This is a genomic window from Streptomyces durbertensis (assembly GCF_014156695.1).
GTDB classification, from domain to species: domain Bacteria; phylum Actinomycetota; class Actinomycetes; order Streptomycetales; family Streptomycetaceae; genus Streptomyces; species Streptomyces durbertensis.
Map to the genome: position 1 here is coordinate 1 of NZ_WMLF01000007.1, position 24,017 is coordinate 24,017.

General features: G+C 72.8%; 22 protein-coding genes. 11 read left to right on the top strand and 11 right to left on the bottom strand.

Features of this window, described 5'->3' with window-relative positions; genetic code table 11:
* Positions 1-826 (bottom strand): DUF3109 family protein (locus GL263_RS01005; protein WP_438947893.1); only part of this gene is annotated, 826 nt, incomplete at its 3' end.
* 60 nt (positions 827-886) lie between these two features.
* On the opposite strand from GL263_RS01005, the gene GL263_RS01010 reads away from it, so the two are divergent.
* The 5 genes from GL263_RS01010 to GL263_RS01030 all read left to right on the top strand — a co-directional run bounded on the left by GL263_RS01010 (position 887) and on the right by GL263_RS01030 (position 6,088).
* Positions 887-1,816 (top strand): Ppx/GppA family phosphatase, encoded by a 930-nt coding sequence (locus tag GL263_RS01010; RefSeq protein ID WP_182853595.1) that lies wholly within the window; start codon positions 887-889, stop codon positions 1,814-1,816.
* A 193-nt stretch (positions 1,817-2,009) separates the two neighbouring features.
* Positions 2,010-2,837: a sugar phosphate isomerase/epimerase family protein gene (locus GL263_RS01015; protein ID WP_182853596.1), complete on the top strand. Its 828-nt coding sequence runs from the start codon at positions 2,010-2,012 to the stop codon at positions 2,835-2,837.
* Positions 2,834-3,466, top strand: coding sequence for a TetR/AcrR family transcriptional regulator (locus tag GL263_RS01020; RefSeq protein ID WP_182853597.1), 633 nt, complete (start codon positions 2,834-2,836; stop codon positions 3,464-3,466). The genes GL263_RS01015 and GL263_RS01020 overlap by 4 nt, the downstream gene beginning before the upstream one ends.
* Positions 3,467-3,622: 156 nt before the next feature.
* Positions 3,623-5,467 (top strand): dihydroxy-acid dehydratase, encoded by a 1,845-nt coding sequence (gene ilvD, locus GL263_RS01025; protein ID WP_182853598.1) that lies wholly within the window; start codon positions 3,623-3,625, stop codon positions 5,465-5,467.
* A 144-nt stretch (positions 5,468-5,611) separates the two neighbouring features.
* A complete protein-coding gene (locus GL263_RS01030) occupies positions 5,612-6,088 on the top strand; it encodes a hypothetical protein (RefSeq protein WP_182853599.1) in 477 nt (158 codons plus the stop codon).
* A 63-nt stretch (positions 6,089-6,151) separates the two neighbouring features.
* On the opposite strand, the gene GL263_RS01035 is transcribed toward GL263_RS01030, so the two are convergent.
* The gene (locus GL263_RS01035; protein ID WP_182853600.1) at positions 6,152-6,715 is read right to left on the bottom strand and encodes a heme-binding beta-barrel domain-containing protein; all 564 of its coding nucleotides are present in this window, start codon (positions 6,713-6,715) and stop codon (positions 6,152-6,154) included.
* Positions 6,716-7,212: 497 nt separating this feature from the next.
* Here GL263_RS01035 and GL263_RS01040 point away from each other — a divergent pair, with 497 nt between their 5' ends.
* The gene (locus GL263_RS01040; protein ID WP_182853601.1) at positions 7,213-7,584 is read left to right on the top strand and encodes a DsrE family protein; all 372 of its coding nucleotides are present in this window, start codon (positions 7,213-7,215) and stop codon (positions 7,582-7,584) included.
* A gap of 126 nt (positions 7,585-7,710) precedes the next feature.
* Here GL263_RS01040 and GL263_RS01045 read toward each other — a convergent pair whose 3' ends face one another.
* The 4 genes from GL263_RS01045 to GL263_RS01060 all read right to left on the bottom strand — a co-directional run bounded on the left by GL263_RS01045 (position 7,711) and on the right by GL263_RS01060 (position 14,180).
* On the bottom strand, positions 7,711-7,998 hold the full coding sequence (locus GL263_RS01045; RefSeq protein ID WP_143648950.1) for a DUF1416 domain-containing protein: 288 nt from the start codon (positions 7,996-7,998) through the stop codon (positions 7,711-7,713).
* A 56-nt stretch (positions 7,999-8,054) separates the two neighbouring features.
* Entirely contained in the window at positions 8,055-8,891 is an 837-nt protein-coding gene (locus tag GL263_RS01050; RefSeq protein ID WP_182853602.1) for a sulfurtransferase, read from the bottom strand.
* A 509-nt stretch (positions 8,892-9,400) separates the two neighbouring features.
* Positions 9,401-11,731 (bottom strand): serine/threonine-protein kinase, encoded by a 2,331-nt coding sequence (locus GL263_RS01055; RefSeq protein WP_182853603.1) that lies wholly within the window; start codon positions 11,729-11,731, stop codon positions 9,401-9,403.
* A 31-nt stretch (positions 11,732-11,762) separates the two neighbouring features.
* Entirely contained in the window at positions 11,763-14,180 is a 2,418-nt protein-coding gene (locus GL263_RS01060; protein ID WP_182853604.1) for a serine/threonine-protein kinase, read from the bottom strand.
* A gap of 266 nt (positions 14,181-14,446) precedes the next feature.
* On the opposite strand from GL263_RS01060, the gene GL263_RS01065 reads away from it, so the two are divergent.
* Together GL263_RS01065 and GL263_RS01070 are read left to right on the top strand one after the other, a co-directional pair.
* Positions 14,447-15,187 carry an FHA domain-containing protein gene (locus GL263_RS01065; RefSeq protein WP_182853605.1) on the top strand — a complete coding sequence of 247 codons (741 nt, stop codon included), beginning with the start codon at positions 14,447-14,449 and terminating at the stop codon, positions 15,185-15,187.
* Positions 15,187-16,560: a serine/threonine-protein kinase gene (locus tag GL263_RS01070; RefSeq protein ID WP_182853606.1), complete on the top strand. Its 1,374-nt coding sequence runs from the start codon at positions 15,187-15,189 to the stop codon at positions 16,558-16,560. Before GL263_RS01065 ends, GL263_RS01070 begins: the two co-directional genes overlap by 1 nt.
* A 307-nt stretch (positions 16,561-16,867) precedes the next feature.
* Here the strand turns inward: GL263_RS01070 and GL263_RS01075 are convergent, their stop codons facing one another.
* From GL263_RS01075 to GL263_RS01085, 3 genes are all read right to left on the bottom strand, one after another.
* Positions 16,868-17,572 (bottom strand): LmeA family phospholipid-binding protein, encoded by a 705-nt coding sequence (locus GL263_RS01075; RefSeq protein ID WP_182853607.1) that lies wholly within the window; start codon positions 17,570-17,572, stop codon positions 16,868-16,870.
* 184 nt (positions 17,573-17,756) lie between these two features.
* Entirely contained in the window at positions 17,757-18,656 is a 900-nt protein-coding gene (locus GL263_RS01080) for a hypothetical protein (RefSeq protein WP_182853608.1), read from the bottom strand.
* The gene (locus tag GL263_RS01085; protein ID WP_182853609.1) at positions 18,653-18,922 is read right to left on the bottom strand and encodes a MoaD/ThiS family protein; all 270 of its coding nucleotides are present in this window, start codon (positions 18,920-18,922) and stop codon (positions 18,653-18,655) included. Before GL263_RS01085 ends, GL263_RS01080 begins: the two co-directional genes overlap by 4 nt.
* 321 nt (positions 18,923-19,243) lie before the next feature.
* Between GL263_RS01085 and GL263_RS01090 the strand changes: the two genes are divergently transcribed.
* The 3 genes from GL263_RS01090 (at position 19,244) to GL263_RS01100 (ending at position 22,439) form a co-directional block, all read left to right on the top strand.
* On the top strand, positions 19,244-20,044 hold the full coding sequence (locus GL263_RS01090; RefSeq protein WP_228455994.1) for a response regulator transcription factor: 801 nt from the start codon (positions 19,244-19,246) through the stop codon (positions 20,042-20,044).
* A 77-nt stretch (positions 20,045-20,121) separates the two neighbouring features.
* Complete coding sequence (locus GL263_RS01095) at positions 20,122-21,144, top strand: LacI family DNA-binding transcriptional regulator (RefSeq protein WP_182853610.1); 1,023 nt, start codon at positions 20,122-20,124, stop codon at positions 21,142-21,144.
* 278 nt (positions 21,145-21,422) lie between these two features.
* Entirely contained in the window at positions 21,423-22,439 is a 1,017-nt protein-coding gene (locus GL263_RS01100; protein WP_182853611.1) for an aldo/keto reductase family protein, read from the top strand.
* Between the two features lie 126 nt (positions 22,440-22,565).
* Here GL263_RS01100 and GL263_RS01105 read toward each other — a convergent pair whose 3' ends face one another.
* Together GL263_RS01105 and GL263_RS01110 are read right to left on the bottom strand one after the other, a co-directional pair.
* Complete coding sequence (locus GL263_RS01105) at positions 22,566-23,768, bottom strand: cytochrome P450 (RefSeq protein WP_182853612.1); 1,203 nt, start codon at positions 23,766-23,768, stop codon at positions 22,566-22,568.
* Positions 23,765-23,995 (bottom strand): MbtH family protein, encoded by a 231-nt coding sequence (locus GL263_RS01110; protein ID WP_182853613.1) that lies wholly within the window; start codon positions 23,993-23,995, stop codon positions 23,765-23,767. The genes GL263_RS01105 and GL263_RS01110 overlap by 4 nt, the downstream gene beginning before the upstream one ends.
* Positions 23,996-24,017: the final 22 nt, after the last annotated feature.

A 24,017-nucleotide genomic window follows, 5' to 3' on the forward strand; every position in this document is an offset into this window, starting at 1 on the left:
GGATCGGGAGCAGCGGGGGGTCCGCCGGGTGCGGGGCGAAGGGTTGTCCGGAGCCGGCCAGCCGCTCCTCGCACAGCTCGACCAGCCGGTCGTAGCCCACCTTGCCCATCAGCTCCGTCAGCTCCGCCCGGTAGGACACGTACACCGGCTCGGCGGCGCTGTGCGCCGCCGGCGCGCCCGTGCACCACCAGTTGAGGTCGTGGCCGCCGCTGCCCCAGCCGCGCCGGTCGTACTCCCCGATGGAGACCTGCAGCCGCTGCTCGCCGTCGGGCAGCTCCACCCACTCGTAGGTGCGGCGCACCGGCAGCTGCCAGCAGACGTCCGGCTTCGTCTCCAGCGGCTCGCGGCCCTCCTGGAGGGCCAGCAGGTGCAGGGCGCAGCCGGCGCCGCCGGGAAAGTCCGGCCGGTTGTTGAAGACACACGCGCCGGCCACCCGCCGGGTCTTGCGCTCGCCCTCGTCGTCCAGCTCGGTCCAGCCGGAGCGGGTCCCGACGTGGTGGTACTGCCACTGCTCCGGGGTGAGCCGCGCGACGTGCTCGGCCACCCGCCGCTCGTCGTCCTCGTCGGAGAAGTGCGCGCCGAGCGTGCAGCAGCCGTCGGAGGCGCGACCGGCCTGGATGCCCTCGCAGCCCTGCCCGAACACGCACTTCCAGCGCGAGGTGAGCCATGTCAGGTCGCAGCGGAACACCTGCTCCTCGTCGGCGGGATCCGCGAACTCGACCCACGCTCTGTCGTGGTCGAGGCTCACCTCCTCGCCGCGTGCGCGGCGCCTGCGACCGCCGACGTTTCGCGTTTTGCCCGGCTTGGCGTCTTTCGTCTTGCTCACGGGTCCCAGGGTAAGCGCCGAATCGGCCGAATCGGGTGCACCGCAGTAGCGTGCTCCCTCATGAGACTCGGTGTCCTCGATGTGGGTTCGAACACTGTCCACCTCCTGGTGGTGGACGCACACCCCGGCGCACGCCCGCTGCCCGCCTACTCGCACAAGGCGGAACTCCGCCTGGCCGAACTGCTCGACGAGAGCGGCGCGATCAGCGCCGAGGGCGTCGACCGGCTCGCCGGCACGGTCAAGGAGGCCGTGGAGGTCGCCGAGGACAAGGGTGTCGAGGACCTGCTGCCGTTCGCCACCAGCGCGGTGCGCGAGGCCACCAACGACGACCACGTGCTGGAGCGGGTCGCCGCCGACACCGGGGTGCGGCTGCGGGTGCTGTCCGGCCCGGACGAGGCACGGCTGACGTTCCTCGCGGCGCGCCGCTGGTTCGGCTGGTCCGCCGGCCGGCTGCTCGTCCTGGACATCGGCGGCGGCTCCCTGGAGATCGCCTACGGCCAGGACGAGGAACCCGACGCCGCCGTCTCCCTGCCGCTCGGCGCCGGCCGGCTGACGGGTGCCTGGCTGCCCGGCGACCCGCCGGACCCGGACGCCGTGCGCGCGCTGCGGCGGCACGTGCGGGCGGAGATCGCCCGGGTGGTCGGCGAGTTCACCCGGCTCGGCGAGCCGGACCACGTCGTGGCCACCTCCAAGACCTTCCGGCAGCTCGCCCGGCTGGGCGGCGCCGCCCGCTCGGCGGAGGGCCTGTACGTGCAGCGGGACCTGAACCGGGAGTCCCTCGAGGAGTGGGTGCCCAAGCTCGCGGCGATGACCGCCGAGCAGCGGGCGACGCTGCCCGGCGTGTCGGAGGGCCGGTCCCGGCAGCTCCTGGCCGGCGCGCTGGTCGCGGAGGCGGCCATGGATCTCTTCGGCGTCCGCACCCTGGAGATCTGCCCCTGGGCGCTGCGGGAAGGCGTCATCCTCCGCCGCCTCGACCGCCTCCGCGGCTGAGTACGCCGCCGGTCGGCGGCGAGCCGCCGCCGACCGACCGCGACCCGCACCCGCCCCGGGACGCCGGGGGTGCCGGGCCGCGCGGGTCGGTGCGCGCGCCGGGGGCGCTCCGCCCCCGCGCGGGGGCGGGACGTGACGAGCGCCCTACCGGGGGCGGGCCACCGGTGGGCGTCCCGGGCCGTAGGCTGAACGCGTGGCTCAGGACTCGAACCGCTCGGCACTCCGCGCACCGAAGGTCGCGCTGTCCACGGCCTCCGTGTACCCGGAGCCGACGTCGGCGGCCTTCGAGATCGCCGGTCGGCTGGGCTACGACGGCGTGGAGGTCATGGTCTGGACCGACCCGGTCAGCCAGGACGTCGACGCGCTGCGTCGGCTCTCCGACCAGCACGGCGTGCCCATCCTCGCGGTGCACGCGCCCTGCCTGCTGATCACGCAGCGGGTGTGGTCCACCGACCCGTGGACGAAGCTGAAGCGGGCGCGTGCGGCCGCCGAGTCGCTGGGCGCCTCCACGGTGGTCGTCCACCCGCCGTTCCGCTGGCAGCGCGGCTACGCGCGGGAGTTCGAGCGCGGCGTGTGGCGGATGGCGCAGGAGACGGACGTGCGGTTCGCGGTGGAGAACATGTACCCGTGGCGGTACCGGGACCGGGAGCTGCTGGCCTACGCCCCCAACTGGGACCCGACCGAGGACGACTACCGCCACTACACGCTGGACCTCTCGCACACCGCGACCTCCCGCAGCGACACCCTGAAGATGCTCGACGCCATGGGCGACCGGCTCGCCCACCTGCACCTCGCCGACGGCACGGACTCGGCGAAGGACGAGCACCTGGTGCCGGGGCGGGGCGGTCAGCCGTGCGCGGAGGTGCTGGAACGGCTCGCCGCCTCCGGCTTCGACGGGCACGTCGTCGTCGAGGTCAACACCCGGCGGGCGATGTCCTCCCAGGAGCGGGAGGCGGACCTGGCGGAGGCGCTGGCCTTCACCCGGCTGCATCTGTCGACGTCCCGGCTGGCCGACTCGTGACCGGCGCCGGCGAGGAGACGGGCGGCCGCCGCCGGGGGCGGCCGACGGCCGGCGACAGCGAGTCCGCCGACCGCCGCACCCGCATCCTGCGCTCGGCCCGCGCCGAGTTCGCCGAACGCGGCTACGACAAGGCGTCCGTGCGGGCCATCGCACGCGGCGCCGACGTCGACCCGGCCCTGGTGCACCACTACTTCGGCACGAAGGAGCGCGTCTTCGAGGCGGCCCTGGAGACCGCGCTGGCGCCTGTCAGGGGCGGCCTCGGCCGGCTCCCGGAGGTGCCGCCGGAGGAGCTGGGGCCGCAGGTCACCCGGTTTGTGCTGGGAGTGTGGGAGAACCCGTCGACCCGTGATCCGCTGCTGGCGATCGTCCGCTCGGCGGTCAGCAACGAGACGGCCGCCGCCATCTTCCGCGGGGTGGTGACGCGGATGCTGCTGCCCCGCCTGACCGGCGCCCTGGACGGCCCCGACCGGGAGCTGCGGGCGGAGCTGGCCGTCGCCCAGCTCATCGGCACGGCGATGCTGCGGTACGTCATCCGGGTGGAGCCGCTCGCCTCGGCGGACCCGGAGGCCCTGTTCGACCGGCTCGCGCCGGTGGTGCAGCACCACCTGACCGCCGCCGACCGGAAGTGACCACGAGCTGACCGTCCCGTCTCACGATCCGGCCCGGATGTCCGGATCATGGATCGGGAGGCGTACCCTCGGAAGACTCGTCGACGTGGTCGAGGACGGCCCCGGCGACGCACCCAGAACCCGTCACAGGGAACCCGTCCCAGGGAGTGGAGAACCATGCCCGAGCTGAGGTCCAACACCGTCACCCAAGGCCGCAACATGGCGGGCGCGCGCGCTCTCCTCCGCGCCGCGGGCGTAGCGCGTGAGGACTTCGGCAAGCCGATCATCGCGGTGGCCAACAGCTTCACCGAGTTCGTGCCCGGGCACACCCACCTCCAGCCGGTCGGCCGCATCGTCTCCGAGGCGATCAAGGAGGCCGGCGGCATCCCCCGCGAGTTCAACACGATCGCCGTGGACGACGGCATCGCCATGGGCCACGGCGGCATGCTCTACTCGCTGCCCTCCCGCGACCTGATCGCGGACTCCGTGGAGTACATGACCGAGGCGCACTGCGCCGACGCGCTGATCTGCATCTCCAACTGCGACAAGATCACCCCCGGCATGCTGATGGCCGCCCTGCGGCTGAACATCCCGGTCGTGTTCGTCTCCGGCGGCCCCATGGAGGCCGGCAAGACGACCCTCGTCGACGGCACCGTCCGCTCCAACCTCGACCTCGTGCACGCCATGTCCGAGGCGGTCAGCGACGCCACCTCCGACGAGGACCTTGCCCGCATCGAGGAGGCCGCCTGCCCGACCTGCGGCTCCTGCTCCGGCATGTTCACCGCCAACTCCATGAACTGCCTGGTCGAGGCGCTGGGCCTGGGCCTGCCCGGCAACGGCTCCGTGCTGGCCACCCACACCGCCCGCCGCGAGCTGTACGAGGCCGCCGGCCGCACGGTCGTGGAGATCACCAAGCGCTACTACGAGCAGGACGACGAGACCGTCCTGCCCCGCAGCATCGCCTCGCGTTCCGCCTTCGAGAACGCCATGGCGCTCGACGTCGCCATGGGCGGCTCCACCAACACCATCCTGCACCTGCTCGCCGCCGCCCAGGAGGCCGAGCTCGACTTCGGCATGGACGACATCGACGCCGTCTCCCGCCGGGTGCCGTGCGTCTGCAAGGTCGCGCCCAACGGCTCGTACCACATGGAGGACGTGCACCGCGCCGGCGGCATCCCGGCGATCCTCGGCGAACTCCAGCGCGCCGGGCACCTCCACGAGGACGTGCACTCCGTGCACGCGCCCAGCCTCGCCGACTGGCTCAAGCAGTGGGACATCCGCGGCGGCTCGCCCTCCCCGGAGGCGGTCGAGATGTTCCACGCCGCCCCCGGCTGCGTCCGCTCCGCCACCGCGTTCTCGCAGAGCGAGCGCTGGGAGTCCCTGGACACCGACGCCGCGAACGGCTGCATCCGCGACGCCGCGCACGCCCACTCCACCGACGGCGGCCTCGCCGTCCTCCGCGGCAACCTGGCCGTCGACGGCTGCGTGGTGAAGACCGCCGGCGTCGACGAGTCGATCTGGCGGTTCGAGGGCCCGGCCGTCGTCGTCGAGTCCCAGGAGGACGCCGTCGACGCCATCCTGACCAAGCGTGTCAAGGAGGGCGACGTCGTCGTCGTCCGCTACGAGGGCCCCAAGGGCGGCCCCGGCATGCAGGAGATGCTGTACCCGACGGCGTTCCTCAAGGGGCGCGGGCTGGGCGCCAAGTGCGCGCTCGTCACCGACGGACGCTTCTCCGGCGGCACCTCCGGCCTGTCCATCGGCCACGTCTCCCCGGAGGCCGCCGCCGGCGGCACCATCGCCCTCGTCCGGGACGGCGACCTGATCAGCATCGACATCCCCGGCCGGTCGATCGAGCTGAAGGTGTCGGAGGAGGAACTGGCCGCCCGCCGGGAGGCGCTCGGCGGCCGCTACGCGCCCGTCGCACGCGACCGCAAGGTCTCGCAGGCACTGCGCGCCTACGCGGCGATGGCGCTCTCCGCCGACAAGGGCGCCGTCCGCGACATCAGCAAGCTCGAAGGCTGACGCCCCGCCCGGCGAGCGCCGGGCGTCCGGCCGACACACGGGCCGCCGCGCCACGGGCGCGGCGGCCCGACTCCCTTCCCGCGGCCCGTTGTTGACGCCCTGATAGCGTCTCCGGCGGGGCCGGACAACAGGGGGAGGCCGGGCATGGGCGGCGCGCGGAACGTGGACACCCGTCCCGACGAGCGTGAATGGCGGCGGCTGCGGAACCGGGCGAACGACAACCGCTCGATGGCCCGGCTGACCGTACCGGTCGCCGTGGTGCTGTGGCTGTGGTTCGCGTTCCTGCTGCTGACGCCCTACTCCGTCGAGAACGGCCACACCCCGATCGAGTGCCGCAGCCCGCTCGGCGCCGCCCTCTCCGGCGACAACTGGCAGGCCGAACGGTGTGCGGAGAAGCGCCGCCCCGCGACGACGCTGGGCATGCTCGGCCTGGCCACGCTCACCTCCGTCGCCGCGCTCGGCTTCCACCTCAACGGCTCGGTGATGCTGCGGGCGCTCGGCCCGGACGCGCCGACAGAAGAACCCGGCGCGCCGACAGCAGACGGGACCCCGCCCACCGAGGGCGAGGTCCCGTCTGCGAAGACCGACCAGCCGTCTGCGTCAAGCCGGCCGTCCGGGTGAAGCCAGCTGGCTGGGTGAAGCCAGCTGTCCGGGTGAACTAGCTGTCCGGGTGAAGCCAGTCGCCTACTTGAAGAAGGCGATCCCGTCGTCCGGCAGGTCCGCGATGTCCTTCGCCCAGGACTTCGGGTCGATGACCTTCTTCAGGTGCGCCGACATGTAGGGCCGCATCGGCACCTCCGGGGTGGACTTCTCGCCCACCCACATCAGGTCGCTGTTCACGTACCCGTACAGCCGCTTGCCGCCGCTGTACTCGTCGGCCGACGCCAGCCGCGCCACCGCGTCGGTCACCAGGTCGATCTGCGGCTTGCCCTCGGCCAGCTCGCCGTACCAGACCTCGACGACGCCCTGGTCGCGGACCATCACGACCTCCAGCTTGCGCCCCTCGGTCACGTGCCAGTAGCCGGTCTCGGTCTCCAGCGGGCGGACCTTCTCACCCTCGCCGTCCAGCACCCAGCTGCGGGAGACGTACTCCAGGAAGCGGCGACCGTCGTGGCTGAAGGTGACCTCCTGCCCGAAGTTGCACTTCTCGTCACCGGGGAAGTCGGCGACACCCGCACCCGCCCAGTCGCCCAGCAGGAAGGCCAGGGGTACCAGGTCGGGGTGCAGGTCGGACGGGATCTCGATCATGGCGAATCAGGCGCTCTGTGTCTGTGTGGTGGCGGGTGGGGCGGAACGGACCCGACGCGGCCGCGACGGGCGGGCTCAGCGGCTCAGCGCTGGCCCTGGTACAGCTTCTTGATCGTGAGACCGGCGAAGGCGGCGGTCCCGACCATGACCAGGATCATCAGGGTGATGAAAAAAGCCTCAAGCACGACGGCGCTCCTCGGGCGTTTCGTGTGTGTCACGACGGTAGGGGACGACGGGACCGAGTCTAGTCCGCGTGGTCAGGGGCGGCGCTGTGAGGTCCACCGCCCCTGACCCGTACGGGTACCGGCGCCCTGCCGGGCGCCGCCCGACCGCTACCCCAGGAGCTGCGCCTGCAGGATCACCGTCTGGTGGAACGGCACCGCCGCCGCCTCCCCCTTCCGCGAGTGGTACGCGCGACTCGGTGCCGTCCGGCATGGTCCCGCCCCGGGGTCGCATCGCAAAACCGATTGCACCTTCGCGGGCACTACGGTGGGGGCATGGCAGACAGTGCGGAGAAACTGGTGATCAAGGTCACCGCCGGGGCGGACGCGCCCGAGCGGTGTTCGCAGGCGTTCACGGTCGCGGCCGTCGCGGTGGCCAGCGGCGTGGAGGTGTCGCTCTGGCTGACCGGCGAGTCGGCGTGGTTCGCGCTGCCGGGCCGGGCGGCGGAGTTCGAACTGCCGCACGCCGCGCCGCTGCCCGACCTGATCGCCGGGATCCAGGCCGGTGGCCGGATCACGCTGTGCACGCAGTGCGCGGCGCGGCGGGACATCGAGCAGAAGGACGTGCTGGAGGGTGTGCGCATCGCCGGCGCCCAGGTGTTCGTCAGTGAGGTCATGGCGCCGGGCACGCGCGCGCTGGTGTACTGACCACAGTTCAAGAACGTGCGTGAGGGCCGCATCCCGTGGCGTCCAACCCTCGGGGATGCGGCCCTCACGCCGATCCGTCCGCCGCCTCGCGGCGACGCGACTCGCCGCCGTCACACGGCGGCGCCGTCACACGGCGATGGCGACCTCCGTCAGCCCACCGGTCTGGGCGACGACCTTGCGCTCGGCGGTGCCGCCCGGCACCAGCGCGCGCACGGTCCAGGTGCCCTCGGCCGCGTAGAACCGGAACTGGCCGGTCGCGGAGGTGGGGACCTCGGCGGTGAACTCGCCGGTGGAGTCCAGCAGTCGGACGTAGCCGGTGATCGGCTCGCCGTCCTTGGTCACCTGGCCCTGGATGGTGGTCTCACCGGGCTTGATGGTGGAGGCGTCGGGGCCGCCAGCCTGTGCTCCGCACATGGGGGTGTTTCCTTTCAACCGTCAGGAGAAGTTCGAGAACCCGCCGGAGGGCGCGGTCAGTTGGAGCCCAGCTCGATCGGCACGCCGACCAGCGAGCCGTACTCGGTCCAGGAACCGTCGTAGTTCTTCACGTTCTCCTGGCCCAGCAGCTCGTGCAGCACGAACCAGGTGTGCGCGGAACGCTCGCCGATGCGGCAGTAGGCGATGGTGTCCTTGCCCAGGTCGACGCCCTCGGCCTCGTACAGCTCCTTGAGCTCGTCGTCGCTCTTGAAGGTGCCGTCGTCGTTGGCCGACTTGGACCAGGGGATGTTGCGCGCGGTCGGCACGTGGCCGGGGCGCTGCGACTGCTCCTGCGGGAGGTGCGCCGGGGCGAGCAGCTTGCCGCTGAACTCGTCGGGGGAACGCACGTCGACCAGGTTCAGCTGGCCGATGGCCGCCACGACGTCGTCGCGGAAGGCGCGGATGGAGGTGTCCTGCGGCTTGGCCTTGTACTCGGTCGCCGGGCGCTCGGGCACCTCGGCCACCAGGTCGCGGGAGTCCAGCTCCCACTTCTTGCGGCCGCCGTCGAGGAGCTTGACGTCCTGGTGGCCGTAGAGCTTGAAGTACCAGTAGGCGTACGAGGCGAACCAGTTGTTGTTGCCGCCGTACAGCACGACGGTGTCGTCGTTGCCGATGCCCTTGGCGGAGAGCAGCTTCTCGAAGCCCTCCTGGTCGACGAAGTCGCGGCGGACCGGGTCCTGCAGGTCCTGCTGCCAGTCGATGCGGATGGCGTTGCGGATGTGGTTCTTCTCGTACGCCGAGGTGTCCTCGTCCACCTCGACGATGACAACCTTGGGGTCGTCGATGCGGGCCTCGACCCAGTCGGCGTCCACCAGGACGTCACTGCGGCTCATGGAATTCTCCTCCGGAGCGGGATGGCGGTGGGTGGTTGTGCGTGGCTCCGTGCCGTCGCGCGGGCGGGCGGCGACACGGCACGCACAGCGCTGTGCGGCGCGGAAATCGTTGGTCGGTGTCGGGGCGGGCACACCGCGTGCTCGGGTACGCGGAGCGTCCGGCGGCCGTGCTCCCCGCCGACGGCCGTGGCCGTCAGCCGGCGGGGCGACAGAGCATGGCGGCGATACGGCACAGATCAACTGCCCGTCGCTTGGTGAGGTCCGCCTGTCGCTTCATGCCGTCGATCGTAGGGACGGGCGCGGCATGTGTCACCGACGTTCCGCATGTCGAGACGAAACGGTCTGCGATGTGGGATGTGATCGTCTTCCCGGGCGGCCCCCGACCGCCGGGGAAGGCCGTCCGGCACGCGCCGGCGAGGCCCCGATCTCGGATCGTGGACGCCGCTGATACGCCCTGTCAGGCGGCCCGTGCGGGTCTGTGACCTGGTTCGTCCCGCTACGGAATCCTCTCAGGGCATCGGGGCCGACAGCACGGTCCCGTCCTCGAAGGTGACGTAGAACGCCCCGCCGGACACGATCGCCGTGCCCGGCTGCGCCGGCCGGCCCACGGAGGCGCCGCCTCCGACCGGGGTGCCGCCGCCTGCGAGCGGCCAGCCGACAAAGGTGCCGGCGGACGCCTCCAGCGTGCCGTCGGCGAGCGTGAAGACACGCAGCCCGCGCGCGCCGAGAGTCACCACCCGGTCCCCGACCACCGCCACGGGGTCGTCGACGTCGGAGACGAAGGACCAGCCGCCGCGCGTGCCCCGGATGTCGTGAGCCTGCACGCGCGCGCCCCGCGGCCCGCCGCTGCGGTTCTCGACGAGGATCAGCCCGTCCCGGCTGGCCGCGACGACGGTGCCCGGCGTGTCGTCGTCCAGCTTCTTGAGCGTCCTCGCGTCCCGCACACCGTCGCAGGAGACATAGGGGGCGCCGCGACTCGGGAGCTCGCAGTGCCCGGGGTGCCGGGCAAGGGTCCTGCCGGTCCTGGGGGAGAGGGTCTGGGTCTCCGTGAGGCCGGTGAGCCACAGGCGGTCGCCCACGATGTCCAGTGACGGGGTGAAGGCGTGGGGGATCACGCGTTCCCACAGTTGTTCGCGGTCGTCGAGTGAGAACGCCCGGAACAGCATGTTGCCCGCCGCTCCGATTCCCGCGTCCCCCGAGTAGGAGGCGAAGACCCGCCCCTTGTGCACCCGAACCGCCATGGGGTCGTACCCGGAGCGGCCCGGTAGCCTGGCGACCTGCTTCCCGTTGGTGAGGTCCAGCACGTCGAATCCGGCCTGGTCGCTCGACGCGACGTAGGCGTGCCGGCCGTGCACGTCGAAGCCGCGTAGGCCGACGCCGCGCTCGCTGTCGCCAGGCGCGCCCTTGGCGGGGTAGCGCCACAGGTGGGTGCCGTCGGCCGGGTTCCTGGCCTCCATCCAGCTCGCCCTCCTGCGCTCGTCGTACAGGCCGCACAGAAGGACGCCGCCGGCGAGCGCACACTCCACCGCCTCGCCGCCCGGCTCGAAGGAGGCGGTCCACGGCCGCCAGCCGTCCGGCTGGAGGGTGCGGTCCAACGCCCTGGGCCCGAAGTCGCCCATCTCACTGGACACCGGTGGCGCGGCGGGCTGGACGGCGCCCGGTCGGGGGCTCGCCGCAGGCCCTGAACTCCCGCCCTGCGGCCCGCCGTTGCCGTTGTCCCGGTTCTGAACAGTCAGCAGTACGGCCGTCAGCGTGCCCACCAGCGCTCCCACGCCGGCCGCGACCGCCCACCGTCTCCATGGCCTGCGGGGGCGGGCCCGCGGGGTCGCCTTGTCGGGAGTCGGGGGCGGAGGCATCGGGGACGGGGGAGTCGCCGGCGGCGATGGCGGCGCGTCCGGTGTGGGGGCCGCCAGCAGGGCCCTGCCGGCGGCCGTCTCGTAGGTGTGGATCAGCTGCCGGACGCCGTCCGGCCACGGGAAGGGGCCCGTACGGCGGGCCGAGGGCCCGCCTGGACGGGCGGAGGCCGCCGCGGGGTCGAGGGCGTCGACCAGTTCGCCCGTTGTCGGCCGCTCGTCGGGGTCCTGCCGCAGGCAGCGGGACACGATCTCGCGCAACTCGTCCGGGAGACCGGAGAGATCGGCGTCTCCCGTGCTGATCCGGTACACGATCGCGGCGAGTTCGCTGTCCTCGAACGGCCCGTGTCCGGCCGCCGCGTAGCAGAGGACGGCACCCAGGCAGAACACGTCCGAGGCCGCCGTCACCGACCGGTTGCCGGCGATGTGCTCGGGGGACATGAAGCCCGGCGAGCCGACCATCACGCCGGTCGCGGTGAGGGCCGTCGCGTCGTACGCCTGGGCGATACCGAAGTCGATCACCCGCGGACCGGAGCCGCCGAGAACGACGTTGGCCGGTTTCAGGTCGCGGTGCACCAGCCGCGAGCCGTGCACGGCGGCCAGCCCTCGGGCCAGGTCCGCGCCCAACTCCTTTACCGTGTGGGCTGGTAGAGGACCAAGGCGGGCCACCGTCTCGTCGAGGGCGGGACCGGCGACGTACTGCGTTGCCAGCCACGGGCGTTCGGCGGTGGAGTCGGCGTCGACCAGCGCGGAGACGTGGGGGCTGCGCACCGCGCGTGCCGCCTCCGCCTCCCGCCGGAACCGGATCCTGAAGTCTCCCTCCGCCTCAAGGTCCCGGCGGACCGTCTTCAGCGCGACGAGGTCGTGCGGGCCGCCGCCGTGCGGTACCGCGAGATGCACCGTGCCCATGCCGCCGGAGCCCAGGCCGGCGAGCAGCCGGAACGGGCCCACGTCTCGCGGGGCGTCCGCGTCGAGTGGTCGCAACACTGTGGGCTCCAGAGATCGTCGCGGGGCGGGGTCAGCCGGGGAGTTCCATCGAGCGCAGGGTGCCGTCGTGGAAGACCAGGAAGAGCGCGCCGCCGAGCGAGAGCAACTCCGGTGCCCATACCTGGCTTTCGGCGTCGTCGAACCCCCCGCTCCCGGGCCCGCTGGTGCCCCGGTTACCGGGGGCGTCCTTGATCTCGTGCCGCGCTCGTCCGCCGTCGCGCAGCGGCAGTGTGTACAGATAGCGGTTGTCCAGGAACAGCGCCGTGGAACCGACGATCACCGGGTCCGAGGCGACGTGGTTGTCCTCGGGCTCGCGGGACGGCACACCGACGACGCGCGGAGTGCGCGGAGACCCCGGGCCGAGGTCGGTGAGTTCGACGCCCCGCCGAGTGCGTTCCAGGCGGTACTCCCTCCCGCCTGCCGGGACCACGTTCGCCGCCTCCACCTTCGGGTCGTCCGGATCGCCGGGCGAGACCGGCTCCAGCGTGACCGCGTCGAGCTTCACCGTGTCCCCGCCCTCCACGTCGCAGAGGATGTGGCCGCCGTACGCGCGGACCGCCGTGCAGCTGCCGCCGTCCGGCACGGCCAGCGGCGCCGGCTTGCCGCTCCTGGCGTCGAAGGCGGTCAGGCCGCCGCTGGCTGTGGCGATCACCCTGCCCTCCGCGAAGGTCTCCGCGCCGTGCATCCCGAACGCGGCCATCGGCAGGTGCTGCGCGCTCAGCTCCTGCTGCCAGAGACGCTTGCCGGTGGCGGCGTCGAAGGCGTGCAGGGCGGCACCTCCGCCGGCCTGGAGGCTGAAGAACGCGACTCCGTCGCCCAGAACGGCGTCGCGCACGTTTTCCGCCTCCGGGCCCTCGCCCGACGGACGCTCCCAGCGGACCGTTCCGTCGGCGGCGGACCGGCCGCGCACCATGCCGCCCTCCGTGGAGACGACCGTGCCCTCGTGGACCAGCGGATTGCTGCCCCGGCCGGGTATGACAAGCCCGCGTGCGCCGGTCATCACCGGCCGCTCGCCGGGCGCCGGCGAGGCGGCCTTCCACAGCGGCTTGCCGTCCGTGGCGCGCACCGCCTCCAGCCCGCCGTCGAAGGTGCGGCAGACCAGCAGTACGCGGTTCATCGCGCAGCCCCTGGGGCGTCCGTCGAGCCTGGTAGACCACGGCCGCCAGCCGTCGGGGCGGCCGCTGCTGTCCACGGGGAAGTAGCGGCTGCGCTCCACGCCGTGCCGGTCCACGCCCGGCCCCGCGTCGGCCTTCGCCGCGGAAGAGGGTGGCGGGGACGGCGAGCCGGAGGCTTCCGGTGTGCGGCCGCCGGCGCCGTCCTGCAACGCCTTCGCTCCCAGTCCGCCTACCGCGCCGACCACAAGCGCCGCGGCGATCACCAGTGCGGCGGTGCGACGGCCGGAGCGGGCACGCGGCTCGGCTGGCCGCCCGTCGGACTCGGCGGCCTCGCGCGGCGGCGTGGTGACCGTCTGCGCGCTGTGAACGGGGGAGGCGCCCGGCATCGTCGGCACGGGAGAGGTGAGCGGTCCGGCGGACGCCACGACCCGGTCGCGTTCCGCCTCGTTCTCGACGACCAGCTCACGCACCGCCGGCGGCCAGGGGCTGCCGTCGACCTCGTCCGAGACCGCCGCCCGGAAGCGGGCTTCCAGTACGGCGGTGTCGGGGCGGGCCGAGGGGTCCGGGCTCAGACAGTCCTCGATCAGCTCGCGCAGCCCTGCCGGGACGTCCGTGAGGTCCGCGTCCGCCAGCGAGATCCGGTACAGCACGGCGGCGACCGGGCCGTCGCCGAACGGGGACCGCCCGGTCGCCGCGTAGCCCAGTACCGACGCGAGGCAGAACACGTCCGACGCGGCCACCACGAACCGGCCGCCCCGCACGTGTTCCGGCGACATGAAGCCGGGGGAGCCGACCATGACGCCGGTCGCCGTCATCGTGCTGGCGCCGAAGGTCCGGGCGATGCCGAAGTCGATGACCCTGGGCCCGTCCGCGCCGAGCAGGACGTTCGCCGGCTTCAGATCCCGGTGCAGGACCCGGGCGTGGTGGATGCCGCGCAGCGCCCGCACCAGAGCGAGCCCCAGGCGCCGGACGCTGTCGGCGGGCAGCGGCCCCGCCGTCCGCACCGCGCGGCCCAGCGTCGGGCCGGCGACGTGCTCGGCGGCCAGCCAGGGTTCCGCGGCGTCCACGTCCGCGTCCAGCAGGCGGGCCGTGAAGCGGCTGTCCACCGCGCGGGCCGTCGCCACCTCCCGGCGGAAACGGTCGCGCAGCTCCCGGTCGCCGACCAGTTCCTCCCGCACGGTCTTGACAGCGACAAGCTGCGGGCCGCCGCCGGACGGGCGCGGCCGGGTGTCGGCGCCCAGGTAGACCTCGCCCATGCCGCCCGCGCCGAGCCGGGCCAGGATCCGGTACGGGCCGATCTGCCGCGGAGAGCGGTCGAGGAGTTCACCGAACAAGCCGCGGCGCTCCTCTGTCGTACCACCGGTGAACCCTCATGTCCCACACCCCCGTTGAGACCCGCTGGCTGTCACGAGCATGCCCATGATCCACCGCTGCGACCGGTCGCGGCAACCGCTTCCGGTCCTCGCGCGGAGGCCGGCGGCCCGCCGGTCCGGCGCCGCTGGCGGAATCCGGACGTCCGTGTCGACCCGCCGTCGCCCTGCTTCACGCCGGGCCCGGGCCCGGGGGAAAATCGGTCCTGACCAAGGGGGACCTACACCACATGTTCAGTGTCATCGTCGTGCCCGACACCACGTCGGGCCCTTCCGCGCAGCTCAGACTCGAACCCGGCCAGACGCTCACCTTCGGCCGTGCCGTGCCGCCGGGCACCCGCTCGTCGCCCACCCTCACCATCCCGCACCCCGGGGTCTCCCGGATCGCCGGGACGATCACCGCCACCGGGCCGTTCTGGACGCTCACCAACGCGAGCCGTGCCCAGACCTACGTCGTGGAGAACCCGGAGGGCGCCGGGGAACACGTCAAGATCGCGCCGGGGCGGGTGGACGCGCCCGTGCCGTTCGAGTTCGCCCGGCTGGTGCTCCCGGCCGAGAGCGAACTGCTCGGCTTCGACGTGTGGGCGCCGCGCCACGACTACCTGGAGCGGGACTCGGACGGCTACGACGGGGCCACCGTCCCCGCCTTCCCGCTCGACCGCTCCACCCGCTACTTCCTCGTGCTCGCCGCGCTCTGCGAGGCGAGGCTGCGCGGGGCATCGCACGCGCCGCTGCCCACCGTGGAGCAGATCGTGCGCCGCCTGCGCCCGGTATGGCCGTCGGTCAACCGCACCTCGGTGCAGTGGAACACCGACTACCTGGCCGTGAAACTACGTCTGAAACCGGGGCCGGACGCCGCCGAGGGCGGGCCGCGACTGAACGGCAAGAAGGAGACGGTCGTGTCGCTGGCCCTGCGCTTCGACCTCGTCCGCGAGGAGGACCTCGCACTTCTCGACGGGAGGACCGACTGATGGACCTGGAGATCCCGAACGGATACCGCGTCGGCCCCTGGGAGGTCCGGGAGCCGCTGGCCTCGGGGGCGTTCGGCAGCGTCTACGCCGCCCGCCTCGCCGCGCCCCCGGGGAAGCCGGCCGGGGACGTGCCCGACGGCCTGCCCCAGGACGCGGCGCTGAAGTTCCTCCCCACCGGGACCCGCACCCCGCGCCAACTCCGCCACCTGCGTGAACTCGCGGACCGCGAGGTCGAGTTGCTGAAGAAGCTGCGGCACCCACGGCTGGTGCGCATGCACCAGGTCCTGACCGTCGACGACCCCGGGTCGCCCGAACTCGACGGCGCCACCGTCCTCGTCCTGGAACGCGCCGAAGGCTCCCTCGACACGCTGCTCGACCGCCGCCCCGCCCCCGTGCCCGCGCGGCTCCTCGCCGAGGTCTGCGAGGGTCTGGCCCAACTGCACCGGGCGGGCTGGGTGCACGGCGACCTCAAACCGGCCAACGTCCTGCTCGTCCCGGACGGCGACTCCGGCACCGGATCGGTCCGGCTCGCCGACTTCAACCTCGCCGTCGAACTGGAAGGCACCCACGGCTACTCGCCGGCGTTCGCCACCCCCGACTACACCCCGCCCGAACTGGCCTGGGCGGAGTTCGGCGAACGCGGCCACCAGATCAGACCGACGGCCGACATCTGGGCGTTCGGCGTCCTCGCCCACCTCGCGCTCACCGGCACCATGCCGTTCCCCGGCGGCACACCGTCCGCCCGCCGGGACGCCGCCGTACGGTACGCGCGCGGCGTCGAGGAACTGCGCCTGTCGCCCGAACTCCCCGCCGAGTGGCGGCCGATCGTCACCGACTGCCTCGCCCGCACCCACGCCGAACGCGCCCGCCACGACACCGTCTCGCTGCTCCGCCGGGTCGAGGCGGCAGCCGGCACCGAGCCGTCGCCGCGGCTGCCGAGGCTGCGCCCGCGCCGCCGCGTCCCGCGCCCGCTGTTCGCGGCAGGCGCGGCGGCCCTCGCGGTCACCGTCACCGTCGGACTCCTCACCGCGCTGCGCGAGGACCCCTCCGACCATGTCGGCTACGACCGCTGCGCCAGGGGCAACGTGTGCTTCTTCCCCGAGCCGGACGGCCAGGGCGACATGTGCGCCTGGTACGGCAACGACGCCGACTGGAACGAGGGTGACCTCACGTGCTACTGGACAAAGACGCGGCCCGTGCGGTCCGTCTTCAACAACGGCAAGGGCGTCGAGGACGGTGAGACCTTCGTCGACGTCAACTGGTTCGGGGAGATCGATTTCAGGAAACCCCTCGGCTGCGTGGAGAACGGCCGGCGGATGAACGTCGACGGGGACGTGCTGACGAACTCCCACCAGTGGGCGGTGAGTTGCTGAGACCGTGAGCTGTCGGGAGACGGGGCCCGCGGAGCCCGACCGGTCACACGCTACCGGGGCGCGCCCGCCGGGGGACCCTCACACCTCTGAGGTTCCGCACACCGCACGGGTGCCGAAGAGTGGCCTCCGGCTCCGGCACGCCGGACGGCGGGACACCTCCCGCCGCCCGGTCGTCGGAGCTGTGGGACCCCCCCCACGTCGGAACGGCGGCCACGCCTCGGGGGAGTGGCCGCCGTTCCCGTACACGCCGTGCCCGGCGCCCCGGCGCCCCGGCGGTTCGCGGGTGGGCGCGGTCGGCCGGGCGGCGTCAGCCGGTGACGGCGACGTCCTGGCCGGTGAAATGCAGGTCCACGCCCTCCTTGTCGGCGGTGACCGAGGTCAGCGCCACGCCGGCGGGCAGCCCGTCGATCTGCCGGGTGTAGTCGATCTTCCGACGGACCAGGTCCTCCAGCCCCGGCACGCCCGCGCCCGGGATGGCGTCGGCCCGCAGCCGCAGGGTGTCGCCGTTCTCCACGGTGATCGTGCTGGTCGTGGAGCGCTCGAACTGCTGGTTCAGCGGAAGGGCCAGCTTGCCGGTCACCCGCACCTTCGCCTCGCCCTCCGCCGTCTCGCCGGCGTAGCCGACGGTGATGCCCTCGTCGGCGGCGTCGGTCAAATCCCGGTAGGTCAGATGCGCGGTGCCGGTCGCCGACGAGGCCACGGCCGAGCTGAAGTCGCCGCTGACGTTGATGTCCCGGGCCTGGATCTCGAACTCGTTCACCCGCAGGGCCTGGCCCCCCGACTGGGTGGTCAGGCCGGTGAGCCGGGCGTCGACGGCGTCGAGCCGCTTCGCCGCCACCTGGGTGAGGAAGGGGAAGCCCTTGATGCTCACCTCGGCGCCGGACGCGTTCTGCGACGCCGCCAGCCGGTCCTCCATCCGGTCCTCGACCAGCTTGACCGCCAGCCGGTCCGCGCCGGTGAACAGCCCGGCCAGGACCAGCAGCACGATCAGCGTGATCCGGAGTGCTCGCATGCCTCTCGCTTCCCCCTCGTGAACAGGTCCTCGACGACGGAAGCCGTGGACGGGCGTCCGCCGGTCCGGTCCCCCGTGGACCGGTCCGTGATCCTAACGTGACCGCGCCGCCCGGCCCCGGGACCAGCGGACGTGCCCGGGCGGACGTGCCCGGGCGGACGTGCCCGCCCCGAGCGGCCGCCGGTCAGCCGACGGCGCGGCCCAGCACGTACACTGCCGGAGCGGCCAGCGCCAGCGGCAGCGCCACCCCCGCCGTCAGATGGACAAACCGCGACGGCCAGTCGTAGCTGGCGACCCGCAGCCCCACCAACGCGCAGCCGCCGGCCACCGCGCCGACCAGCACCGCCGGGGTGCCCAGGCCGGTCAGCCCGCCGCCCGCGACCCCCGCACCGGCACCGGCGAGCAGCGCCACCGGAAGCGACAGCGCCCCCGGCAGGGGCAGCGCCCGCGCCAGCACGGCCGCCGCGATCGCGAACGCGCCGACGACCACCACGTCCGTGCTCACCGGCTCGGCGGCCAGATAGCCGGCCGCGAGCACGGTCACCACGGTCGCGCCGACGGCGGCAGTCAACGCGTACAGACGCTCGTCCGGACCCGAGTGGTTGCGCAGTTGGAGGACGAGGACCAGCAGTATCCAGATGCCGAGACCGCCGACCACGGCCGTCGCGGCCTGGTCGCGCGGCGCGACGAGCAGCAGCACGTCCGCCGTCACACCGGCGAGGAACGCCAGCGCGATGCCCTGCCGGGCCGGCCACATGCCGTTCAGCCGGTACCAGCCGGCCGCGGTCACCGCCTGGAGCAGCAGCACCGCCACGGTCAGCGCGGGCCGGCCGAGCTGCGCGGTGCCGGCGACCAGCAGCGCCAGCGCGGCCGTCAGCGCCGCCGGCTGCAGCCCCGGCGGGATGATCGGATCACCCGTTCGGTGGTCCGGGTGGCCGGGGATCCCCCGATAGGGGGAAGAGGCGCCGCGACGCCTCCGGCCACGGGAGCCGCCGCCCGAACCGCTGCCCGAGCCGCCGCCCGTCTGGTGCTCGGCTGCCGGGGAGCTGTCCGGCCCCGCCGCCCTGCGTCGTCGCTCGCTCACCGGGCGCCCCCGGCGAACGGCGGAAGCACCTCGACCGTGCCGCCGTCGGTGAGCGTCACCGACTCCGGTGCGCGCGTGCCCACCGGGTCGCCGTTCACCAGGAACGAGCAGCGCCGCAGTACCCGCGCGAACTCGGGCCGTGCGGCGTGCCGCTCCCCGGCCTGCGCCAGGGCGTCGGCGAGGGTGGCGGCGTCATAGGCCTCCTCCGCCACCCCGGCGGCGGCCTTCGCCGCCGCCCAGTAGCGGATGGTCCCCTGTGCGGGCATCGATCTCTCTCCCAGCCGTGTGATGTGCCGCCCCCATCATGACGTGTCCGTATGACGGACAGTGCATCCGTGCGCCCCCCTCTTTCGACATCCGGGGAATCCCCAGTTCAGGCCGCGTTTCACGGGGTGTGGCAGGGGGGAGCGTGACCTACGTCCCGCTGTGCGCGGGCGCCATCCGCGCTAGGGTGCTGCACTAAGAAGGATCCGGGCGACGACGCCTCCGGGTCCTTTCGCGCTTTCAGGCCGGCGGCCGCGACGACGCGTCCCCGCGCCCGAGCCGACTCCACGTCCTCGACGGGACCGAGGAAGGAACTCACCGTCATGAGCTCGCTACTCCTCCTGACCAACGCGCTCCAGCCGTCGACCGAAGTACTGCCCGCTCTCGGGCTCCTCCTCCACAACGTGCGTGTCGCCCCCGCAGAGGGGCCCGCGCTCGTCAACACCCCCGGCGCCGACGTCGTCCTCGTCGACGGCCGCCGCGACCTGCCGCAGGTCCGCTCCCTGTGCCAGCTGCTGCGCTCCACCGGCCCGGGCTGCCCGCTGATCCTCATCGTCACCGAGGGCGGCCTGGCCGCCGTCACCGCCGAGTGGGGCGTCGACGACGTCATCCTCGACACCGCCGGGCCGGCCGAGGTCGAGGCCCGCCTGCGGCTGGCCACCGGCCGCCAGCAGGTCAGCGACGACAGCCCCATGGAGATCCGCAACGGCGACCTGTCCGTCGACGAGGCCACCTACAGCGCCAAGCTCAAGGGCCGGGTCCTGGACCTGACCTTCAAGGAGTTCGAGCTGCTGAAGTACCTCGCCCAGCACCCGGGCCGGGTCTTCACCCGCGCCCAGCTCCTCCAGGAGGTCTGGGGCTACGACTACTTCGGCGGCACCCGCACCGTCGACGTGCACGTACGGCGGCTGCGGGCCAAGCTCGGCCCCGAGTACGAGTCGCTGATCGGCACCGTCCGCAACGTCGGCTACCGCTTCGTCTCCCCGGAGAAGCCGGAGAAGACCGCCGAGCAGCGCAAGGCCGAGGCCGACGCCAAGGCCGTCACCAAGGCCGCCGAACAGGTCGCGCAGGAGGCCGTCTCCGGCCGCACGACCTCCAGGGACACTGCCGCACGCAACCGCTGACGCCCGTCCCCGCGCGGAACGACGATCACACCGCGCGGGGCAGCCATCCGGCGGTCACCACGCGTAGACTGCCCGACGTGGCGAAGGTGACGCGGGATGACGTGGCAAGACTGGCGGGTACCTCGACCGCGGTGGTCAGTTATGTCATCAACGACGGCCCGCGGCCGGTGGCGCCCGCCACCAGGGAACGCGTCCTGGCCGCGATCAAGGAACTCGGCTACCGGCCCGACCGCGTCGCCCAGGCGATGGCCTCCCGCCGCACCGACCTCATAGGCATGATCGTCCCCGACGCCCGGCAGCCCTTCTTCGGCGAGATGGCACACGCCGTCGAACAGGCCGCCGCCGAACGCGGCAAGATGGTCCTCGTCGGCAACAGCGACTACCTCGACGACCGCGAGGTCCACTACCTGCGCGCCTTCCTCGGCATGCGGGTCGCCGGCCTCATCCTCGTCAGCCAGGGCCCCAGCGAGCGCGCCGCCGCCGAGATCGACGCCTGGGACGCGCGCGTCGTGCTCCTGCACCGCCGCCCCGACGCCATCGACGACGTCGCCGTCGTCACCGACGACATCGGCGGCGCCCACCTCGCCACCCGCCACCTCCTCGAACACGGCCACGAGTACGTCGCCTGCCTCGGCGGCGTCGACGAGACCCCCGTCGTCGGCGACCCGGTCACCGACCACGTCGAAGGCTGGCGCCGCGCGATGCGCGAAGCCGGCCGCTCCACCGAGGGCCGCCTCTTCCAGGCCCCCTACAACCGCTACGACGCCTACCGCGTCGCCCTCGACCTGCTCGCCGGCCCCGACCGCCCCCCGGCCATCGTCTGCGCCACCGACGACCAGGCCATCGGCGTCCTCCGCGCCGCCCGCGAACTGCGCGTCGACGTGCCCGGCGAACTGGCCGTCGCCGGCTTCGACGACGTCAAGGAAGCCGCCCTCACCGACCCGCCCCTCACCACCGTCGCCTCCGACCGCCCCGCCATGGCACGCGCCGCCGTCGACCTCCTCCTCGACGACGGCCTCCGCGTCTCCGGCACCCGCCGCGACCGCCTCCGCCAGTTCCCCTCCGCCCTGGTGATCCGCCGCAGCTGCGGCTGCGCCTGACACCTACCGGCGGACCTGCCGCCAACCGCACCCCTTCCCGTTTCCCGGAGCGCTGCCCCGGACCCGGTGTCGCGATCCGGCCGCCGCTCGTCCCTGCTCTCAGGACGGGCTGCGCCGGCTCCGCCGCGGAATCCGCTCACGGGCCTGCCCCGCCGACGTCGGAACGCCGCCGCGTGAGCCCCGCCGGCCGCTGGGCGCGCGGCAACGGCACGAACGCTGTCCGGAATTCGCTGATCAGCACGGAGCGGGAGTCCCAACTACATTGCTAATCTGGGATGATGGACTTTCGCCATCTGGGACGCAGTGGTTTGACAGTCAGCCGGATCGCGTACGGAAACTGGTTGACCCGGAGTTCATCGGAAAGCGAAGAGACCGAACACGCCTGTGTGCGCGCCGCGCTTGACGCCGGAATCACCACCTTCGACACCGCCGACGTCTATGCGGGCGGCCGTGCGGAGGAGTCCCTCGGCCGGGCGCTGAAGGGCGAGCGTCGGGAGGGCCTGGAGATCCTCACCAAGGTCTTCGCGCCGGTAGGGCCCGGCCGCAACGACATGGGGCTCTCGCGCAAGCACGTACGGGAGTCGATCGATCATTCCCTGCGTCGCCTCGGCATGGACCACGTGGATGTCTACCAGGCCCACCGTTTCGACCTCTCGACCCCGCTCGAGGAGACCATGGAAGCGCTGGCCGACGTGGTGCACTCCGGCAAGGCGCACTACATCGGTGTCTCCGAGTGGACCGCGGACCAGATCAGGAGCGGACACGCACTCGCCCGGGAGCTCAAGGTACCCCTGGTGTCCAACCAGCCGCAGTACTCGGCCCTGTGGCGGGTGCCCGAGGCCGAGGTGATCCCGGCCTGCGAGGAGCTCGGCGTCGGGCAGATCGTCTGGTCGCCGCTGGCCCAGGGTGTACTGACCGGCAAATACCTGCCGGGCGGCGCGTGGCCTGAGGGCTCCCGGGCGACGGACTCGAACGACGGCTCGGCGGAACTCGCCTCCTGGCTGAATGACGACGTCCTCAGCCGTGTGCAGCGGCTCCGGCCGATCGCCGCCGACGGCGGCCTGACGGTCGCCCAACTCTCCCTCGCCTGGGTACTCCAGAACCCGAACGTCAGCGCCGCGGTGCTCGGTGCGTCCCGGCCCGAGCAGATCACCGACAACGTCAAGGCGGCCGGCGTCGAGCTGGACGACGAGGTCATGGCACGGATCGACGCCGTCCTGGGCCCGGTGGCCCATCGCGACCCCGCGGCCACGGTCGCGATGAGCCCTCGGTCCGCCGGCTGGCGGCTCGCCTGACGGTCCGGACCGGGTCTTCCCCGCGGACGGTGCGGCGCGTCCGGGGGGAGGAGCCCCGTCAAGTCCCCCACAGGGACCGGAACGTCGGGTCCGCGGATGAGGCGGTACCGCGGACGTGCCGGGAATTCACCAGGTGGCCGGCAGCGACAGCAGGCTCCGCACCTGCATGCCGTCTTTCCATTCCAGTGAACCCGGAGGAACGGCGCACCGCATGCCGGGTAGCCGCGCGAACAGTGTTTCCAGCGCCACCCGCATTTCAAGCCGGGCCAGCGGCGCGCCCAGGCAGCGGTGGATTCCGTAGCCGAATCCCAGATGGGGATTGTGCTCCCGGGTGAGGTCGAAGCGGTCCGCGTTCTCGAAGACCGATTCATCGCGGTTGGCCGAAGGAATGGCGGGAAGTACGGACTCGCCCGCACGGACCAGCGTTCCGCTCAGTTCGACGTCCTCGGTGGCGTAGCGCGCGAAGGTGACATGGGAGATGAGCGGAACGTAGCGCAGCAGCTCCTCGACCGCCGTCGGCATCAACTCGGGCCGGTGCTTGAGCAGATCCAGTTGCCCGGGGTGGGTGAACAGGACAAAGAGGGAGTCGACGAGCTGCGACGAGACCGTCTCGTGCCCCGCGATGAGCAGCACGGTCGCCAGCTCCACCAGTTCCTTCTCGGAGAGTCTGTCCTCCTTGTCACTGGCCTCGACCATGGCGCTGATCAGGTCGTCCCGCGGCCGCGCACGACGGCTGCCCATCAGCTGCGCGATGTATCCGTGCAGCCGCTCGGTGTCCGCCTCGACCTCCTCCTCCGTCATCACGGTCGTGGCGGAGAACGCGTCCAACCAGCCGCGGAACCGCTCACGGTCCTCGAACGGGACGCCGAGCAGATCGCACACCACCGTGCCGGCGAAGGGAACCGCGAACCCCTCCATGAGATCGGCGGGCGGGCCCTGGGCCAGGAGGCCGTCGATCAGCCGGTGTGCCTCCCCTTCGAGTCGGGGACGCAGCAGTTCGACGCGGCGCGTGGTGAAGACCTTGGTCAGGAGCCGACGCAGCCGCGTGTGGTCGGGCGGGTCCATGCCCAGGATGCTGGTGTGGATGGGCAGCGGAGTGAGGCGGGACTCGTCGTGCTCCGCCGCCAGCGCGCGGCTGAAGCGGCGGTCCCCGAGGATCGTCTTCATGTCCGCGTACGTCGTGACCAGCCAGGCGTCGTCGCCGAAGGGGCAGCCGACCCGGAGGACGGGTTCCTCCCGGCGCAGCTTCGCGTACAGCGGATCGACGTCCAGCGCGACCGCTTCGCCGAAAGGGTAGCCGCGGGGTGAGGGTGACCGCTGCTCGCTCATGCGGACCGCACCTCCGAGACCCGGTCGTAGTGCTCGACGAGGCTCTTGGGTCGCATGTCGGTCCAGTTCTCCTCGACGTAGGTGAGGCACTCCTGGTGGGAAGCGGGGCCGTGGACCGCGGTCCAGCCCGCGGGCACGGTGGTGAAGGACGGCCACAGGGAGTGCTGCCCCTCGTCGTTGACGAGGACCGAGAAGGTGCCTTCGGTGTTGTCCCAGGGGTTGCTCATGACGCGTGCCTTTCCATGGGTG

What these genes read in the sequence shown, in the direction of transcription:
- GL263_RS01070 (WP_182853606.1), top strand. Translation starts at nt 15,187, where the DNA reads ATGGACCTGGAGATCCCGAACGGATACCGCGTCGGCCCCTGGGAGGTC.
- ilvD (WP_182853598.1), top strand. Translation starts at nt 3,623, where the DNA reads ATGCCCGAGCTGAGGTCCAACACCGTCACCCAAGGCCGCAACATGGCG.
- GL263_RS01085 (WP_182853609.1), bottom strand. Translation starts at nt 18,922, where the DNA reads ATGCCCGCACAGGGGACCATCCGCTACTGGGCGGCGGCGAAGGCCGCC.
- GL263_RS01040 (WP_182853601.1), top strand. Translation starts at nt 7,213, where the DNA reads ATGGCAGACAGTGCGGAGAAACTGGTGATCAAGGTCACCGCCGGGGCG.
- GL263_RS01110 (WP_182853613.1), bottom strand. Translation starts at nt 23,995, where the DNA reads ATGAGCAACCCCTGGGACAACACCGAAGGCACCTTCTCGGTCCTCGTC.
- GL263_RS01075 (WP_182853607.1), bottom strand. Translation starts at nt 17,572, where the DNA reads ATGCGAGCACTCCGGATCACGCTGATCGTGCTGCTGGTCCTGGCCGGG.
- GL263_RS01035 (WP_182853600.1), bottom strand. Translation starts at nt 6,715, where the DNA reads ATGATCGAGATCCCGTCCGACCTGCACCCCGACCTGGTACCCCTGGCC.
- GL263_RS01010 (WP_182853595.1), top strand. Translation starts at nt 887, where the DNA reads ATGAGACTCGGTGTCCTCGATGTGGGTTCGAACACTGTCCACCTCCTG.
- GL263_RS01065 (WP_182853605.1), top strand. Translation starts at nt 14,447, where the DNA reads ATGTTCAGTGTCATCGTCGTGCCCGACACCACGTCGGGCCCTTCCGCG.
- GL263_RS01105 (WP_182853612.1), bottom strand. Translation starts at nt 23,768, where the DNA reads ATGAGCGAGCAGCGGTCACCCTCACCCCGCGGCTACCCTTTCGGCGAA.
- GL263_RS01100 (WP_182853611.1), top strand. Translation starts at nt 21,423, where the DNA reads ATGGACTTTCGCCATCTGGGACGCAGTGGTTTGACAGTCAGCCGGATC.
- GL263_RS01045 (WP_143648950.1), bottom strand. Translation starts at nt 7,998, where the DNA reads ATGTGCGGAGCACAGGCTGGCGGCCCCGACGCCTCCACCATCAAGCCC.
- GL263_RS01090 (WP_228455994.1), top strand. Translation starts at nt 19,244, where the DNA reads ATGAGCTCGCTACTCCTCCTGACCAACGCGCTCCAGCCGTCGACCGAA.
- GL263_RS01050 (WP_182853602.1), bottom strand. Translation starts at nt 8,891, where the DNA reads ATGAGCCGCAGTGACGTCCTGGTGGACGCCGACTGGGTCGAGGCCCGC.
- GL263_RS01030 (WP_182853599.1), top strand. Translation starts at nt 5,612, where the DNA reads ATGGGCGGCGCGCGGAACGTGGACACCCGTCCCGACGAGCGTGAATGG.